At 70.1% G+C, this 16,045-nt stretch carries 15 protein-coding genes; 8 read left to right on the top strand and 7 right to left on the bottom strand.

Annotated elements, in window-relative coordinates:
- From ACSDR0_RS42525 to ACSDR0_RS42540, 4 genes are all read left to right on the top strand, one after another.
- On the top strand, positions 1-814 hold an 814-nt coding region (locus tag ACSDR0_RS42525), incomplete at its 5' end, for a patatin-like phospholipase family protein (protein WP_435294651.1).
- Positions 811-2,109, top strand: a complete 1,299-nt coding sequence (locus ACSDR0_RS42530; RefSeq protein ID WP_435294652.1) for a macrolide family glycosyltransferase — start codon at positions 811-813, stop codon at positions 2,107-2,109. The genes ACSDR0_RS42525 and ACSDR0_RS42530, both read left to right, overlap by 4 nt.
- 3 nt (positions 2,110-2,112) lie before the next feature.
- On the top strand, positions 2,113-2,604 hold the full coding sequence (locus ACSDR0_RS42535; protein ID WP_435294653.1) for a hypothetical protein: 492 nt from the start codon (positions 2,113-2,115) through the stop codon (positions 2,602-2,604).
- Positions 2,601-3,611, top strand: a complete 1,011-nt coding sequence (locus ACSDR0_RS42540) for a hypothetical protein (RefSeq protein WP_435294654.1) — start codon at positions 2,601-2,603, stop codon at positions 3,609-3,611. Before ACSDR0_RS42535 ends, ACSDR0_RS42540 begins: the two co-directional genes overlap by 4 nt.
- A gap of 40 nt (positions 3,612-3,651) precedes the next feature.
- On the opposite strand, the gene ACSDR0_RS42545 is transcribed toward ACSDR0_RS42540, so the two are convergent.
- The 6 genes from ACSDR0_RS42545 to ACSDR0_RS42570 form a co-directional block, all read right to left on the bottom strand.
- The gene (locus ACSDR0_RS42545) at positions 3,652-5,031 is read right to left on the bottom strand and encodes a GH1 family beta-glucosidase (RefSeq protein ID WP_435294655.1); all 1,380 of its coding nucleotides are present in this window, start codon (positions 5,029-5,031) and stop codon (positions 3,652-3,654) included.
- 1 nt (position 5,032) lies between these two features.
- The gene (locus ACSDR0_RS42550; protein ID WP_435294656.1) at positions 5,033-6,637 is read right to left on the bottom strand and encodes an FAD-dependent oxidoreductase; all 1,605 of its coding nucleotides are present in this window, start codon (positions 6,635-6,637) and stop codon (positions 5,033-5,035) included.
- A gap of 2 nt (positions 6,638-6,639) precedes the next feature.
- A complete protein-coding gene (locus ACSDR0_RS42555; RefSeq protein ID WP_435294657.1) occupies positions 6,640-7,491 on the bottom strand; it encodes a carbohydrate ABC transporter permease in 852 nt (283 codons plus the stop codon).
- Complete coding sequence (locus ACSDR0_RS42560) at positions 7,491-8,426, bottom strand: carbohydrate ABC transporter permease (RefSeq protein ID WP_435294658.1); 936 nt, start codon at positions 8,424-8,426, stop codon at positions 7,491-7,493. The genes ACSDR0_RS42555 and ACSDR0_RS42560 overlap by 1 nt, the downstream gene beginning before the upstream one ends.
- Positions 8,427-8,439: 13 nt before the next feature.
- Positions 8,440-9,759, bottom strand: a complete 1,320-nt coding sequence (locus tag ACSDR0_RS42565; protein WP_435294659.1) for an ABC transporter substrate-binding protein — start codon at positions 9,757-9,759, stop codon at positions 8,440-8,442.
- Between the two features lie 94 nt (positions 9,760-9,853).
- On the bottom strand, positions 9,854-10,876 hold the full coding sequence (locus ACSDR0_RS42570) for a LacI family DNA-binding transcriptional regulator (protein WP_435294660.1): 1,023 nt from the start codon (positions 10,874-10,876) through the stop codon (positions 9,854-9,856).
- 245 nt (positions 10,877-11,121) lie between these two features.
- Between ACSDR0_RS42570 and ACSDR0_RS42575 the strand changes: the two genes are divergently transcribed.
- The 4 genes from ACSDR0_RS42575 to ACSDR0_RS42590 all read left to right on the top strand — a co-directional run bounded on the left by ACSDR0_RS42575 (position 11,122) and on the right by ACSDR0_RS42590 (position 14,985).
- The gene (locus tag ACSDR0_RS42575; protein ID WP_435294661.1) at positions 11,122-13,251 is read left to right on the top strand and encodes a family 16 glycoside hydrolase; all 2,130 of its coding nucleotides are present in this window, start codon (positions 11,122-11,124) and stop codon (positions 13,249-13,251) included.
- A 255-nt stretch (positions 13,252-13,506) separates the two neighbouring features.
- Positions 13,507-13,887, top strand: coding sequence for a helix-turn-helix transcriptional regulator (locus ACSDR0_RS42580; RefSeq protein ID WP_435294673.1), 381 nt, complete (start codon positions 13,507-13,509; stop codon positions 13,885-13,887).
- 5 nt (positions 13,888-13,892) lie between these two features.
- Positions 13,893-14,306: a VOC family protein gene (locus ACSDR0_RS42585; RefSeq protein ID WP_435294662.1), complete on the top strand. Its 414-nt coding sequence runs from the start codon at positions 13,893-13,895 to the stop codon at positions 14,304-14,306.
- A gap of 247 nt (positions 14,307-14,553) precedes the next feature.
- Positions 14,554-14,985, top strand: a complete 432-nt coding sequence (locus ACSDR0_RS42590; protein WP_435294663.1) for a hypothetical protein — start codon at positions 14,554-14,556, stop codon at positions 14,983-14,985.
- 207 nt (positions 14,986-15,192) lie between these two features.
- Here the strand turns inward: ACSDR0_RS42590 and ACSDR0_RS42595 are convergent, their stop codons facing one another.
- Positions 15,193-15,906, bottom strand: a complete 714-nt coding sequence (locus tag ACSDR0_RS42595; RefSeq protein WP_435294674.1) for an NPP1 family protein — start codon at positions 15,904-15,906, stop codon at positions 15,193-15,195.
- Positions 15,907-16,045: the final 139 nt, after the last annotated feature.

Below are 16,045 nucleotides of genomic sequence, written 5' to 3' on the forward strand. Positions count from 1 at the left end.
CCTGGAACAGCGAGGATTCATCCCGGACCTGATCATCGGAACCTCGGTGGGCGCCTTCAACGGAGCGATCGCGGCCGCCCACCCCGGCCAGGCCGCCCCCTGGCTGGACCTGGTGTGGACCCACGCGCGCCGCCGCGAGGTGTTCCCTCTCGGCTACCTGTCCTCACGAGCCAGTCTCTTCGCCGACCGCGGACTGCGCAGACTGATCACCCAAGCCGCACTGCCATCACGGATCGAACACCTGAAAATCCCCTTCACCGCGGTCGCCATGGATCTTGCCACCGGCGCCCAGGCACTGCTCGACCACGGAGACCTCCAGTCCGCGCTCCTGGCCAGCGCGGCCATCCCGGGAATCCTGCCGCCGGTGAACCGAGAGGGCCGCACGCTCGTCGACGGCGGAGTGATCGCCTTCGTCCCCGTACGAGCGGCCCTGCAGGCCGGAGCGGCCAGCGTGGTGGTGCTGTCGACCGGGCAGAAAAGCTGGTCCCCGCCCCCCACCGGCCCGCCCTGGCGAGCCGGCGCGGTCGCCGCCAGGGCAGGACTGCTGCTGTTGCAACATCAGATCGAGCGTGACCTGTACGAGGTGTCGCAACAGATTCCGACCGTCGTGATCCCGACCGGTATCGAGACCTGGCCCGCCCCGTGGGACTTCGGCCATTCCCGCCGGTTGATCAGTACCGCCTCCCACACCGCGGGCCGCTTTCTCGACGGGTTGTGCGTCAACGGGCCCGGCCTGTATCGAACCGACGGCCCGTCGGCGACCCCGGCCGCCCTGACCCGGGCACGGACCGTCATCGGGGAGGCCGGCCGGTGAGCACCATCGCTTTCCTCAACATCGCCCTGCACGGGCACATCAACCCGACCCTGCCGGTCGTCGCCGAACTCGTCGGCCGCGGCCACCACGTCACCTACCACACCTCACCCGCGTTCTCCGCGGAGATCGAGGCCACCGGTGCGAGCGTGCGTCTTTATCCGGGCGGCGACCAGCCGCTGCCCGATCCGCCGACGCCGCTCACGATGCTGGACGGGCTGGCGCGCGGCGCCGTTGACCTGCTGCCCGCCCTGCTGGGTGACCTGCGCCGCCTGCAGCCGGATCTGATCGTCCACGGCGCCCTGTGCCCCTGGGGCGCCGTCGCCGCACGCGAACTCAGAGTGGCGGCGGCGACGACGTTCACCACGTTCGCGTTCAACCGGTACGCGCCCAGCCCCGCCCACGCCTCGTGGAAACTGCTGGCCGCCGCGGCCGGGCGGCCCCGCAACGTCCTGGGCTACCTGCGCTCACGGTGGGAGTTGTCCCGCCGCTACGACACCCGCGACCTGCCCCTGATCGACCTGGCCAACCTCCGCCAGCCCCTGAACCTGGTCTTCACCTCACGCGCGTTCCAGCTCGGCGCCGAGGCCTTCGATTCGTCCTACCGGTTCGTCGGCCCAAGCCTTGGCGCCCGCCCGCCCGACCCGTCGTTCTCGGCCGAGCACCTGCGCGCCCCGGTGCTGTACGCCTCGCTGGGCACGGTGTTCAACGCCGACCCGCACCTACTACGCACCTTCGCCACCGCGCTCGCCCCGCTGGGCGCCAGCGTGATCATCTCCACCGGGCGCACCGATCCGGCCTCGCTGGGTCCGCTACCGCCCAACGTGCTCGCCCGCCGCTTCGTACCGCAACCAGAGGTCCTGGCCCGCGCCGCGCTGTTCATCACCCACGGGGGGATGAACAGCGTCAACGAGGCCCTGCACGCCGGAGTTCCGATGCTGGTCATCCCTCACGGCGCCGACCAGCCACTGGTGGCCCGGCGGGTGGTCGAACTCGGCGCGGGCCTGTCGATCCATCCTCAAGACGTCACCCCGGGAGCGGTGAACGCCCTCGCCCGGCGCCTGCTGCACGAACCGTCCTTCCACACCGCGGCCGCCACCTTACGAACCGCCCAGCGCGAGGCCGGCGGCTATCTCCGCGCCACCGACGAACTCGAACACTACCTACACCGAAGCAGCCAAAGCAGCTGGGGAAACCAGAACAGCCAAAACAGCCGAAGCGGTCAGAGCAGCCGAAGCGGCCGGGACGACCGGGGTGGCCACTCGGTGGATTCGCCGCGTTCGCCGCGGGAGCGCTGACTGATGTCGCCCGCCGTCATTCTCCTGCTGCTGCTCGCCGGGCTGTCGGAGTCCGCCGGACGGATCCTGCCCCTGATAGCGCGCCGGCCCAGCGCGTCGCGGTTCGTCGCGATCAAGCTCCTGCTGACCGGTGCCCTGGTCGAGGGCGCCGTGTTCGCACTGTGGCCGGTGACCTCATCGATCCTCGCCGAACCGCTGCTGTCGGCCACACCATCGAGCCAGGCCGCGCTGATCTGGACACCCGGCCGGGTCGCCCCGCTCGTTCTCGCCGCTATCCTCGCCTTCCCCCTGCTCGGACCCCTGCTGCACCTGCTGCTCCTGGTGGGGGTCGGCGCCGGCCTGGCCGCCCCGCTCGCCGCGGCGACAGGGCTGGGCTGGTGGACCGCCGCGCTCTGCGTGGCCGTCGCCGGAGCCGGACTGGGCACCGCCGTCGAGATCGTCCGGCGACTGGTCGTAACGATCACCGCCACCGAGACCCGAAAGCTGCTCACATGAGCGACTTCCCACTCCTCGCCCTCATCCTCATCCTGATACTCGGACTGATCCTGCTCGCCGAAGCCCTGCTCGCCCGCTACGAGGTGATGGCCTACACCGCCGGCTGGCGGGCCCCCACCAGCGAGCTTCCCCACGGCATGCCCTACGCGCGAGGCGCCGACCCCGACCGCCCCCCGGACGCCTACCTGGTCTATCTGGACGGCATCGGGAAACGCCGCTTCCGCGACACCCGCGACGGCGGCCAACTGGTCCAGGCCCTGATCACCAAAGCACCGGAGCTACGGGTACTGGGCCAGGTACAGCCCTACTCCCCGCTGGCCGATCCGCTCGTCAACCGGCCCGTGTGGGAATGGCTTCGCCACCACATCGCACTGTTGCTGTTCCTGCACAACGTCATGCAGATCTTCGTCGCCGCCGACCGCCGCTACCGCCCGCTGTACAACCGCGCCGTGGGCGCCCAGATCGCCTGCCAGCTGCGCCTTGCCGGTCACCGGCAAGGCAGCGCCATCCCCGTGGTGCTGCTCAGCTACAGCGGCGGCGCCCAGGTCGCCACCGGCGCGGTCGAAGAACTACGCGCCCACCTGCGCACCCCGCTCCTGCTGATCACCATCGGCGGGTTCCACAACGGCGCCAACGATCTCACCCACGCCCATCACCTGCATCAGCTCACCAGCGGCGGCGACTGGATCGAGCGGGGCGGCACCTGGATCTTCCCTCAGCGCTGGCGGCTGTTTCGCCTCAGCGGATGGAACCGGGCCCGCCGCGCAGGGAAGATCACCGTGCACCGGCTCGACCCGGCCACGCACATGGGGCGGCGCAGCTACATCAGCCCCGAGACACGGCTGCCCGACGGCCGCAGCCACCTCGACCACACCGCCGACACCGTGATCGCGCTCATCCGCGCCCACCACGGCGCACCCGCCACGGCAGATGACCCGTCACTCGAGAGACCGACCAGGACGCGCAGCGACGAGAACTCCTCGATCTCGCCGATCCACGGGAACTGACACTCGATTTCGGCGAGTCCCGGCCGGTCGTCGCCGATGCTCAGCCGGGGATCACGCCGGGGATCACACCGGGGATCACACCGGTGGTGACGAGGTCGCGGTACCAGAGGGCGCTGTCCTTCGGCAGGCGTCGCTGGGTCGTGAAGTCGACGTGGACGATGCCGAAGCGCTTGTGGTAGCCCTCGGCCCACTCGAAGTTGTCGAGGATGGACCAGACGAGATAGCCGCGCAGATCCACGCCCTCGGCCAGAGCGGCGTGGGCCGCCCTGAGATGGGAGTCGAGGTAGGCGACGCGGTCCGGATCGGCGACCCGGTCACCCGAGGGGGCGTCGTCGTCGAAGGCCGCGCCGTTCTCGGTGATGAGCAGGCCGACGGAGGGATAGTCGCGGGACAGGCGCGTCAGCAGGGTGGTGAGGCCCGAGGGGTCGATGGGCCAGCCCATGGCGGTGCTGGGGCCGCCGGGGTGGACGAAGGAGACGTCCTCGCTGCCCGGCCAGGCGGGGTCGGCGGGGGTGCCGGGGACGTCGGCGACGTACTGGGGGCAGTAGTAGTTGATGCCGAGCAGGTCGATCGGCTGGTGGATCAGCGCGAGATCGCCGTCGTGCAGGTGGTCGAGGCCCGCGTGCCGGTCGACGATCTTCAGGAGGTCCTCGGGCATCTCCCCGCGCAGGGCCGGGTCGAGGAACTGGCGGTTGAGCAGCAGGTCGACGCGTTCGGCCGCGGCCGGATCGCCGACGGCGGGCGAGAGGTTGAGGGTCAGGGCCAGCTCGCGGGCGCCGGCCTCGCGCAGCGCCCGGGTGCCGAGGCCGTGCGCGAGGAGCAGGTGGTGGGCGGCGCGGAAGGCGTCGCCGGAATCGGTCCTGCCGGGGGCGTGGACGCCGCTGCCGTAGCCGAGGAAGGCCGCGACCCAGGGTTCGTTGAGCGTCGTCCAGGTGCGGACGCGGTCGCCGAGGCGGGCGTGGACGGCGGTGGCGTAGTCGGCGAAGCGGTAGGCGGTGTCGCGGGCCGCCCAGCCGCCCCGGTCCTCCAGAGCCTGGGGCAGGTCCCAGTGATAGAGCGTCACGTACGGGTCGATGCCCGCGGCCAGCAGGGAGTCGACGAGGCGGTCGTAGAAGTCGAGGCCGCGCGGGTTGATCGGGCCCGAGCCGTCCGGCTGGATCCGCGGCCAGGCGACGGAGAACCGGTAGGCGGCCAGGCCGAGCGACTTCATGAGCGCGACGTCGTCTACGTGCCGGTGGTAGTGGTCGCAGGCGACGTCGCCGGTGTGCCCGGAGGCCACCCGTCCCGGCGTCCGGGAGAAGGTGTCCCAGATCGACGGTCCGCGCCCGTCCTCACGGGCGGCGCCCTCGATCTGGTAGGCGGCGGAGGCGGCGCCCCAGACGAACCCGGGGGGAAAGGCCGGGCCGGTTGCTGCGGTCATGTCAGTCCTCTACGAGTTGGGGGACGGCGGGCTGGCGGCCGCAGGGGGTGGTCCTGATCTCCGGCGACCAGGCGAGGGTGACGCCGAGGGTGTCGGTGAGCGTCCGCTGGAAGTCGGCGAGCCGGGCCGGGTCGGCGCGGATCTTGCGCGGCGGCAGGTCGGTGGCGAGGGCCTGGACGGCCAGCGCGCCCACGGCCTCGCCGATGCTCCACTCGACGGGGTGGAGCCGGTAGCAGCCGTTGGTGACGTGGGTGGTGCCGATGTTCTTGTTGGCGGGCAGTAGGTTGTCGATCCGCTGGGGCAGCAGCGCGCCGAGCGGGATCTGGAAGGGGTAGCAGTCGACGTCCACGTAGGTGCGACCGGACGTACTGGGGTGCAGGTCGATCCGGTAGGAGCCGAGCCCGACCGCGTCGGGGAACACCTCGGACCCGGCGAGCGGACCGCGCGCCTGCACCCCGACGTGCTGCTCCAGCACGGTGAACTCGGCCTTGATCCGCCGCGACTCCCGGACGTACACCGACTTGGCCAGGCCGTCCCCGGTTCCGACGAGATCGGGACGCAGCCGCAGGCCCGGGTATCCGGCCTCGGTCTGCATCCAGTACAGGAACGACAGCGACAGGTCGCGGGCACCCGCCAGCGCGCTGTCCCGGTCCGCGCCGGGACCGATCAGCGGCTGGTCCCAGTAGTCGATCTGCGGCCAGTTGACCAGCGTGACGTCGTGCGAGATGGTGCCGGGCTGGTACTGCTCCGCGGCCACGATCCGGCGGAAGTGCCACAAATCGTGCTTTCCGGGGATGTGCCCGTTGTCGTGGAACAGGCCGCGCGAGCGCACGGACAGGTCGATCGGCTCCACGTCCGTCCACGACAGCTGGGGTCCCGGCCAGAACGGGGCCCGGTGGGTGCTCCAGTGGTCGTAGCCCGCCGGACGGTCGATCGTGTGGTCCTCGCCCGGCCGGTACTCCAGCGGGAAGCACCAGCTGACGGCCTGCTGGTCGAGGGGGTTCGCCACGGGCGCGGCGTGCGGTTCTCCGGTGTCCGCGACGCCCTCCGCGCCCACCACGTGCTCGACCCCGGCCAGCGGGAGCAGGTCGCCGAGCTCGGTGGCGTCCACCACGTAGTCGGCCGCCACGACCACCTCGGTCCCGTCGGGCCGGACGAAGGTGACCGCCTCCACCCGGTCGCCCGTCACCTCGACCGCCACGGGCACGTGCCGCAGCAGGACGGTGACCAGCCCGGCGGTCCGGTAGGGCGCGAGCATCTCCTCGATGACGGCCAGCGCCGCCCGAGGCTCGTGGCACAGCCCGCTGACCACGCCGAGACCCGGATTGAGCAGGCGCTGCGCGGCCACCGAGGCGCGGAGCGGGTAGCCGCGGCGGTAGTACTCGCGGATGCCCTGACGCAGCCTGCGGTAGCTCCGCGAGGCGTACCGCGACTCGATCCACGGGTTCTCGTCCGGCGGGACCGCCTGGCTGGTCAGCTGGCCGCCCAGCCAGTCGGTCTCCTCGGTGAGCACCACCCGCCGGCCGAGCCTCGCGGCGGTCAGTGTCGCGGCGACACCGCCGAGGCCCCCTCCGACCACCAGCACCGGCGCGTGTGTCTCCTGCATGATCATCCCTTCACGCCGCCCTCGGACAGGCCGGCGACGAAACTGCGTTGGTTGAAGACGAAGACGGCCAGGATCGGCAGCAGCACCAGGACCGAGCCGGCCATGGCGGGCCCGTAGGCGACGTTTCCGCCGGTCAGGAACTTGCTCAGGGCCAGCTGGACGGTCTGCGTCTCGGGCGAGCTCGTCACGACGAGCGGCCAGAGGAAGTCGTCCCAGACGGCGGTGAAGGCGAACACCGCGACGGTCGCCACCAGCGGCCTCGCCAGCGGCAGATAGATCTTCCAGAAGAGCCTGAACTCGCTCGCGCCGTCGACCCGGGCGGCCTCGCCCAGCTCGTCGGGGAGCCCGAGGAAGTACTGCCGGGCGAGGAAGACGTTGAGCGGCCCGATCAGGTGCGGCAGGGTCAGCCCCGCCAGCGAGTCGAGCAACCCGGAACCGCCCTGCCCGGTGATGTCGTTCCCGCCCGCCAGCGGGATCCCCTTGGCGATCAGGAACAGCGGGATGAGGGTCACCGCCACCGGCACCATCGTGGTCGCGACGATCGTCATGAAGATCGCGTTGCTTCCCCGGTAGGGCAGTTTGGCGAAGGCGTATCCGGCCAGCAGCGCGAACACGCAGTTGGCGAGGACGACCAGCAGGGCGACGATCAGCGAGTTCGTCATCGCCGTACCGAGGTTGCCCGAGTCCAGGGCGGTCGAGAAGTTGTCGAGGATCGGGTTCTGCGGCAGCAGCCTCGGCTCGGGGGAGAACACCTCGGACTCGGGCTTGAAGGCGATCGAGACCATCCACCAGAACGGGACGAGCACCAGCAGCGTGGCTATGACCAGCGCGACGACGGACCCCGGCCTTCGCATCACTTCCGCCCGTTCCCGCGCATCGCGACGAGCGCGAAGGCGAAGATGGCCGCGAACAGTACGAATGCCATGGCGCTGGCGGAGCCGAACCGGTTGTTCTGGAAGGCCTCCTGGTAGATCAGGTAGTTGGTGGTCGTCGTCGAGGCGAGCGGCCCGCCGCCGGTGAGGATGAAGATCTCGGCGAACGACTGGGACAGGTAGACGATGTTGATCGTGATCACGTAGACCATGACCGGCCGCAGGCCGGGCAGCGTCACGTGCCGGAACTGGGCCCAGGCGTTCGCGCCGTCCATCTTCGCGGCCTCGTACAGGGTGATCGGGATCGCCTGGAGCCCGGCCAGGAACAGCACCATGTTGCCTCCGAGGGCCTTCCACACCCGCATGACCGCGACCGAGTGCAGGGCGCTGTCCTCGTCGAGGAGCCAGTCGCGCGGATCGAGGCCGAGGGAGCCCGCGAGGTCGTTGAACCAGCCGTCCGGGGAGTACATCCACAGCCACACCAGGCTGACGGCCGTCAGCGGGACGATACGGGGCAGGAACAGTCCAGCCCGGAACAGCCCGATGCCGGGCATCTTCCGGTTGGCCAGCAGCGCCAGCCCGAGCGCGATGCCGATCGCGAACGGCAGCACCTCCCCGACGAACTGGGCGGTCACCCGCAGGGACTTCAGGAAGTCCGCCGAGTCGAGCAGCGCCGTGTAGTTGTCGGTGCCGACCAGGCGGGGCGCGCCACGGTCGAGCGGGCTGTAGCTGGTGAAGCTCAGGTAGAACCCGTACAGCACAGGGAACAGCTGGAAGATCGCCAGATAGACCAGGACCGGGGCGGTGAAGGCGAGCCCGACGAGCTTGCGGCGGCCGGTCGGGCCCTTCCCCCGGGACCCGGCCCGCGGCGGTGGCGCCACGGGCCGGGTCCTGCCGTGCTTGGTGAGGAGCGCCATCACTGGACCGCCGTCACTGGGCCGCGAGGAGCGGTCCGGCCTCGGCCGCCGCGTTGTCCAGCGCCTCCTGCGCGGTCACCTTTCCGGCGAGCGCCTCCTCCAGGTGCTTGTCGAGCACGTCACGGACCTGCACCCAGGCCGGGACGTTCGGGCTTCCCACGTAGGCGGGGGTGGCGTCGATGAACGGCTTCAGCAGCGGCTGCCCGGTGACGTAGGCGCCCTGGGCGGCCGAGGCGCGTACCGGCAGCCCGCCGACGGTCTCGGCGTACCGCTCGTTCACTCCCTTGGAGACCATGAACTCGACGAACTTCCAGGCCAGGTCCTTCTTCGCCGAGTCGGCGTTGACGAACAGGCCGGTGGTCGCCCCGCCGAAGGTCTTGGCGTCGGCGGACTTCAGCGGGGGCAGCACCCCGATCTTCGAGGCGAGGTCGGGCACGGCCTTGACCATCTGGAGCACCTGCCCGGCGGTCGCGGTGACCATCGCCGCCTTGCCGGTGGCGAGCGGGTTCTGCGCGGCGGGCTGGTTGGCGAAGTCGAGGCCGAGCTTGTCGCTGACCTTGTCGTCGCCGTTGTGGAGCCCGGCGAAGTACTCCAGCGCCTTCACGCCCTCGGGCGAGTTCCAGGTGACCTTCTTGCCGTCCTCCGACAGCAGCGCGCCGCCTTCCGAGCCGATCAACCCCTGGAAGCTCTGCACCCGCTGGATCTTGGCGGACTGGAGCATCAGGCCGGCCTGTTGGATCGCTCCACCGTCGCGGACGGTCAGCTTCCTCGCCGCCTCCGCGGCCTCCGCCCAGGTGACCGGCTCGGTGACACCGGCCTTGGCCAGCAGGTCCTTGCGGTAGGCGACGAGGACCCCGTTGCCGCCCAGCGGGATCAGGTACTGCCCGCCGGCCACCTGCCCGCCGGCCAGGTAGGACTCCAGGTCGGTCCTGTCCGCGGCGGGCAGGGCGGCGATCCGGGCGTCGAGCGGCTCGATCCGCTTGGCCGCGGCGAAACCGGCGGCGGCGGCCGGACCGTGGCCGAACACGTCGGGGGCGCTGTTGCCGGCGAAGCCGGCGTTGAGCTTGGGCGACATCTGGGCCCAGTCGACGAAGGTCACCTGGACCTTCGCTCCGTTGGCGGACTCGAACTCCGGCACCAGCTTCTTGGTGACGAGCTCGATCTCCGGGGCGGAGTTGCCGGGGAACCAGACGGTCAGCGCTTCGGTCGTACCGCCGGCCGCGCCACCTCCGCCGCCCGTCCCGCAGGCCGTCGCGGCGAGAAGAACGCCCGCGCCGGCCGCGGCGGCGAGGAATCCGCGTCTGTTGACAGCCGTCCACCGGTTGGTGATCATGACTTGCTCCTGTTTCGGAGTATGGGGGGTTTCGGGGTGTGGGAGGTCGGCTCCCGGCGCTGGACCGCCGGGAGCTGGGGATATTCGGTTGTGGTCAGGCTCTGGGCGGGCCGATCATGTGGTCGTCGGGGAGGCCGCAGGGCAGCAGCAGCTGGTGGTCGCCGGGGGAGCCGTCGGAACCGGCCAGGATCCGGGTGAGCGTCTTCACCGCGCCCCGGCCCATCTCGTTGCGAGGGATCCGCAGGCTACTCCAGCCGCTCTCGGTCATCGTCACCAGGACGACCACCGACATGTCCGCGGGAACGGTCAGGTCGCGCTCGCCCAGCGCGGCGACGAGCTGCCTGGCCAGGGCCTCGTTCTCGGCCAGGACGGCGGTGACGCCACCGGCGTGCGCGGCGTCGACCCAGGCCGGGTCGAGCTGCGACATGACGTACATCAGCTCGGGCAGCCCCGCGTCGGCGCAGCCGGCCCGGTAGCCGGCCTCCTTGTCGAGGAAGACCTCCATCCGGTCCGGCCCGGTGACGTAGGCGACGCGCCGGTGACCCAGCGCGGCGAGCCTGCCGACGGTGTCCCTGGTGGCGCTGGCGTAGTCGGCGCCGACCCAGGCGATCTCGGTGCCGGGGACGGTCCTGCGCCCTATGTGGACGAAGGGATATCCCTCGGTGGCGAGCTTGGCCAACTCGGTGGAACCGGGCTCGACGCCGAGCAGCACGCTGCCGTCGGCGAGCGCGAGCCGGTTCATCCCGTCGCTGTAGATCCGGCGGCGGCCGTCGAGATCCTCGGTGGAGGCGAACAGCACCAGGTCGTAGCCGTCGGCGACGGCCTGCTGCTCGATGCCGACCAGGAACTCGTGGTAGAAGTCGAGCTGGTCGAGCGGGAAAATCGATTCGAAGGTGTAGACGCCGAGCAGCCGGTTGCGCTTCCCGCGCAGGCTGCGTGCCGCGGGGTTGGCGACGTAGCCGAGCTGGCGCACCGCCTCCAGGACGCGCTCGACGGTCTGCTCCGGGATCCCGGTCTCCGGGCCCCGGCCGTTGATGACCGCGGAGACCGTCGCCTGGGAGACACCCGCGAGCTTGGCCACGTCGGCCTGACGGGCCCGGCGCCGAACTCCGTCCATCGCGATCTCCTGATTCGTATCAGTTGAGGGGGAACAGCCACGGGAGGGTGCTGGCTGATTCGTATTGGCGAAACCGTTGCAAGTCGAGCAGGGCGCTGTCAACACTCTCGGCGAAAGAATCTTGAAACATGCCGGAAATCTGCTCTTGACGGCTGCGAAGATCGCGGATTATCTTCCCGGTACGAATCGGGGGAGCGGATATTTCCGCAGGTCAGATATTACTAATACGAATCAGAGGTATCAGCGTGGGGCTTCCCAACGCCTCGGCCGTCCTGGCGATCGCCGCCGTCCTGCTCCTGCCCCAGCCCGCCCTCGCGGCCGGGACCACCCACTCCGCTCACACAGCCGGGGTCACCTCCTCCGCCGACATGACCGGGACCGCCTCCTCCGCTCGCATGGCCGGGACCACCTACTACGTCGACGCGGCCGGTGGCTCCGACGGCGCGGCCGGGACCTCGTCCTCGGCCGCCTGGAAGACGCTCGGCAAGGTCAACGCCCAGACATTCGGTCCGGGCGACAGCGTCCTGCTCAAGGCCGGCGGTGTCTGGACCGGCCAGTACCTCGACCTGCACGGCTCGGGTGCGGCCGGGGCGCCGATCGTCCTCGGCCAGTACGGCACCGGGGCGAAGCCCCGCATCGACTTCGCCGACACGGCCGTCGACGGCGAGGGCTTCGGGGTGCGGCTGAAGAACGTCTCGCACTGGGAGATCGGCGGGCTTGAGATCACCAGCGGGCAGCAGCCCACCGACCGGCGGCGCAGCGGGGTCCTCGTCGTCGGCGAGGGCACCGGCGCGGGGAACTTCACCCACATCCACGTCAAGAACATCCATGTCCACGACGTGTTCGGCACCGACCGGCGGACCGGCGGGATCAATTTCCACGCCCGCGGGACCTCCACCGGGCCCGAGAGCACCTGGACGGACGTGCTCATCGAAGGCAACACCGTCGACAACGTCGCCGACACCGGCATCCAGACCATGACCGACGCGCTGCTCAACACCACGTGGGCGCACAACCTCGACGCGTTCAAGAACCTGGTGATCCGTGGCAACACCGTCACCCGGATCCACCGCGACGGGATCCTCGTCCGGTCCGGGCTGGCCCCGCTCGTCGAGCGCAACACCACCGACCGGATCGGTGAGTCCACCACCTCGACCCTGCTCTACCTCGACGACATCGCGGTCGTCGCCGCGCAGTGGATGTACGCCACGACCGACGCGGTCTTCCAGTTCAACCAGGCCTTCCGCACCCGCAAGCTCGACGGCGACGGCCAGCCCTGGGACTTCGACCAGCGGGTCTACCGCAGCGTCTACCAGTACAACTACAGCCAGGACAACGAGGGCGGCACGCTGCTCGTCATGGACCAGACCGACGACAACGTGTTCCGCTACAACATCTCCCAGAACGACCTGGACCGCAGCGTCGGGGTGTTTCACCTGGTCAGCGGGTCGGGCGACCTGAAGGTCCACAACAACGTCTTCTACCGCTCGGCCGGGCAGACCGGCCAGATGACCGGGACGTCGACCGGTCAGGTGGCCTACACGAACAACATCTTCGTGAACCAGGGGAGCGGCGCCTACAGCATCAGCGGCAACGTCACCTACGGCCACAACCTCTACTCGGGCGCCAACGCCTCCCAGCCGAACGACCCAAACAAGATCATCGCTAGTCCGCAGTTCGTCGCGCCGGGCGGCGCGTCGGGGCTGGCCTCCGCGGGCGCCTACAAGCTCCAGCCGGGCTCGCCCGGGATCGACAGCGGCGTCGCGGTCCCCTCACCCGGCACCCAGGACTTCTTCGGGACCGCGCTCTACCAGGGCACTCCCGACCGGGGCGCGCACGAGTCGGCCGCGGCCCCCGTCACCACCCTGCTGTCGGACGACTTCGGCGACGGCGACGCGGCGGGCTGGACGAGCGCCGGCGGCTCGTGGTCGGTCACGAACGGCGCGTACTCCCAGACCTCCACCGCCGCCGCGGAGAGCCTCGCCACCACGGGCTCCGCCACCTGGACCGACTACACCGTCCAGGGACGGGTCCGGCTGGACAACGCGAGCGCCAACGCGGGCCTGCTCCTCCGGTACGCCGACACCGCCAACTTCTACCTGTTCCGGCTCAACGACGGCACCGACACCGCCGACCTGTACAAGAAGGCCGGCGGTACGCTGACCCTGGTCGCCGGAACCTCCGTCCCGATCGCCCCCGGCGCGTTCCGCACGCTCAAGGCGACCGTGTCCGGCTCGACCATCACCGGCTTCGTCGACGGCAACCAGGTGCTCACCTGGACCGACCCCGCCACCGCGCCGGCGGCGGGCAAGGTCGGTCTCCGCATGCACTCGAGCACCGCGACCCTCGACGACCTGCGGGTCACGGCGCCCTAGAACTCCCGGCGCCCCGCTCCGGGGCGCCGGGAGGCGAGGCCGCGGCGGTGCCCGCACGGTGCGGCTCCGCGGCGGTCCTCGCGCGGTGCGCCCGCGGCGGTCGACGGGGGATGTCCTCGGAGCTCCGCGCCTTCGAGCGGCCAGGCCGCCACCGCGCCACCGCACCGACGCGGCCGCGGGCGGCGCCCGGCGCTGTGGGATGCTGGTCGGGTGACGTTGGAGGACCTCGTCCGGCTGCGCCGGGCCCGTGACCTGATGGACCGCGAGTACTCGGAGCCGCTCGACGTCCCGGCGCTGGCGCGCGTCGCCCTCATGTCACCGGGCCATTTCTCCCGCAGCTTCCGCGCCGCCTTCGGGGAGACGCCGTACAGCTACCTGATGACGCGCCGGATCGAGCGGGCCAAGGCGCTGCTGCGGCGAGGTGACCTGACGGTGACGGAGGTCTGCTTCGCGGTCGGATGTACGTCGCTGGGATCGTTCAGCTCACGGTTCACCGAGCTGATCGGCGAGAGCCCGAGCTCCTACCGGGCCCGCCGCCATGACGAGGGCGCCGCCATCCCGGCATGCGTCGCCAAGATCCACACGCGACCGGTCAGGAATGGAGAAGTGAAACCCGTTCCCCGGCCCCTATCGTGAAACGCATGGACATCAAGCTTTCACAGTGCTTCATCGCCGTCGACGACCATGACAAGGCGCTCGCCTTCTACCGGGACGTTCTCGGCTTCGAGGTGCGCAACGACGTCGCGTTCGAGGGGATGCGCTGGGTGACCGTCGGGTCGCCGTCGCAGCCCGACGTGGACATCGTCCTCGAACCGCCCCTCGCGAACCCGAACTCCTCGTCCGCCGACAAGGAGGCCATGGCGGAGCTGCTGGCGAAGGGCCTGCTGCGCGGTGTGATCTTCAGGACCGACGACTGCGACGCCACCTTCGAACGCATCCGCGCGGCGGGTGGCGAGGTGCTGCAGGAGCCGATCGACCAGCCGTACGGGGTCCGTGACTGCGCCTTCCGCGACCCCTCCGGCAACATGCTGCGCTTCAACCAGCCTCGCGGGTAGTGAGCTCCGGTCCCGCCCGCGAACCGGGCGCGGCCCGCCACGAGCCGAAGCGCCCGGACCGGCCGGCCGAAGCACCCGGTCACGGCCGCGCGGACGCCTGTCGCCGGTAGCGCGGCCCCGGCTGCCGGCACTCCTGCCGCGTTCCTGGCAGGCTCAGGGCGTCCGTAAGGAGTGATCGAGGGGGATCTGCACCCTATCCTCACATCCTCTGCGCTCAACAATCACAAGCCCCTGTTTTGATTGCGCTGTGAGCGAGCGAAACGCGCCGGGAGCGAGTGACGCGCGCTGGACCCTGGGTTTCGGATCGCTGGTGATCGTCGCATTGACATGTGCGATGTTCGGCACCTTCATAGATATTATTCCGGTGGCCAGAGCGCAACATTACTGCCTCGGTGATCCAAGCGCGGGAGAGGGTTTCGCCGGTTTCGTCTGGGCGACAAGCCGACTCGCCGTCTTCCCGATTGTTTCAGGCGTCTCGGCGATCGCCACCCTGATGATCAACCTGCTCATCCGCCTGCCCTGCTTTGTGGGGCACGGTTGGCTGAAGGTAATTCTGCTGGTTCTCGTCATTCTTATCTCGATTGTCGGACCAATGGCGATGATCCTTTATGACTTCGCCACCGGAGGGACTCCCGGGGGCTGCGTCCCGCCCTGGTGGCTGTCCTGGCTCCCCGCGTGACGCCTCCGGCTCGTGCTCCCGGAAGGCGCGGAGCACGAGCCGGCCGGTCTCCAGGTCACCGCGTGGCCTCCGGTCGCTCTCGCGAACACCGGACGACCACACGGTGGCCGTTCACCCGTGACCTCGGTCATCGAGATCGCGAAGTCCGGCCGGAACGCCGGGAATTCGATTCGTTCACCTTCCGGCGCGGACCGGATACCGTCCGGGTCAAGCGTAGGGATCGAACGGGATTCCGGCCGGCTTGGCCTTCGAGAGTTCCCACTCGAACGAACCGTCCTTGAGCCCGAAGCTGGCACTGCCGAAGTCATGGTTGACCAGCCGGTCGCGGAATCCGGGCGGGTAGTTGTCCCAGCCGATCAATGGCGGCCACTGCCACCAGCCCTTGTGGTTCTCCGGCCGCTCGCCGAAACCCGCGTGACGGAAACAGTGCGTGCTGATGCCGTCCTTGTGGTAAACGACCAGCGGGTGCTTCCCGGTCTCGTCCCAGGGCACGTCGTTCCTGTGGCGGGTGGTGTACTTGCCGTGCGCGGACGTCGAAACGTACATGCCCCACTCGCCCTGCACCCAGACCACGACGTGCTCCCAGTCGTGCCTGTGCCCGGCGCTGCCGGGCCCCAGGGCCGCCTGGTCCTTCTCGAAGTAGAGCGCGTAGACGTACGCGCACCACCCGTTGTTGCACTTGACGCGCGAGTAGGCGTTGGTGTTGTCCAGATCCCACGAGTCGCGGCAGTGGCCGTTCTCGGCGCCGCCCAGAGGCAGGCCCGGGGCGATCGTTCCGTCACGCCCGATAGCCGGAGTGGGGTAGCAGCCGTCGCCGTCGTAGTCGAAACCCGGCTCGTAGATGCGGTCGGGCCACGGAGCCGCCCAGTCGAGGGCGGAGGGCGGGTCCGCGAAGGCGGCACTGGGAAAGGCGAAGAGCATCACGACGGCGGCCGTGAATGCGCGGACGGCGAACGACAGCCTTCTGAACCGGCGTCGGCCCCGGCTCCCGGCCGGAGGCGCACTGTCCCGCGACGCCCCGGACAACGTTTTTCGCATTGAACCTTCCCATCGACTTCTC

Source organism: Streptosporangium sp. G11, from assembly GCF_051192615.1.
GTDB lineage: Bacteria > Actinomycetota > Actinomycetes > Streptosporangiales > Streptosporangiaceae > Streptosporangium.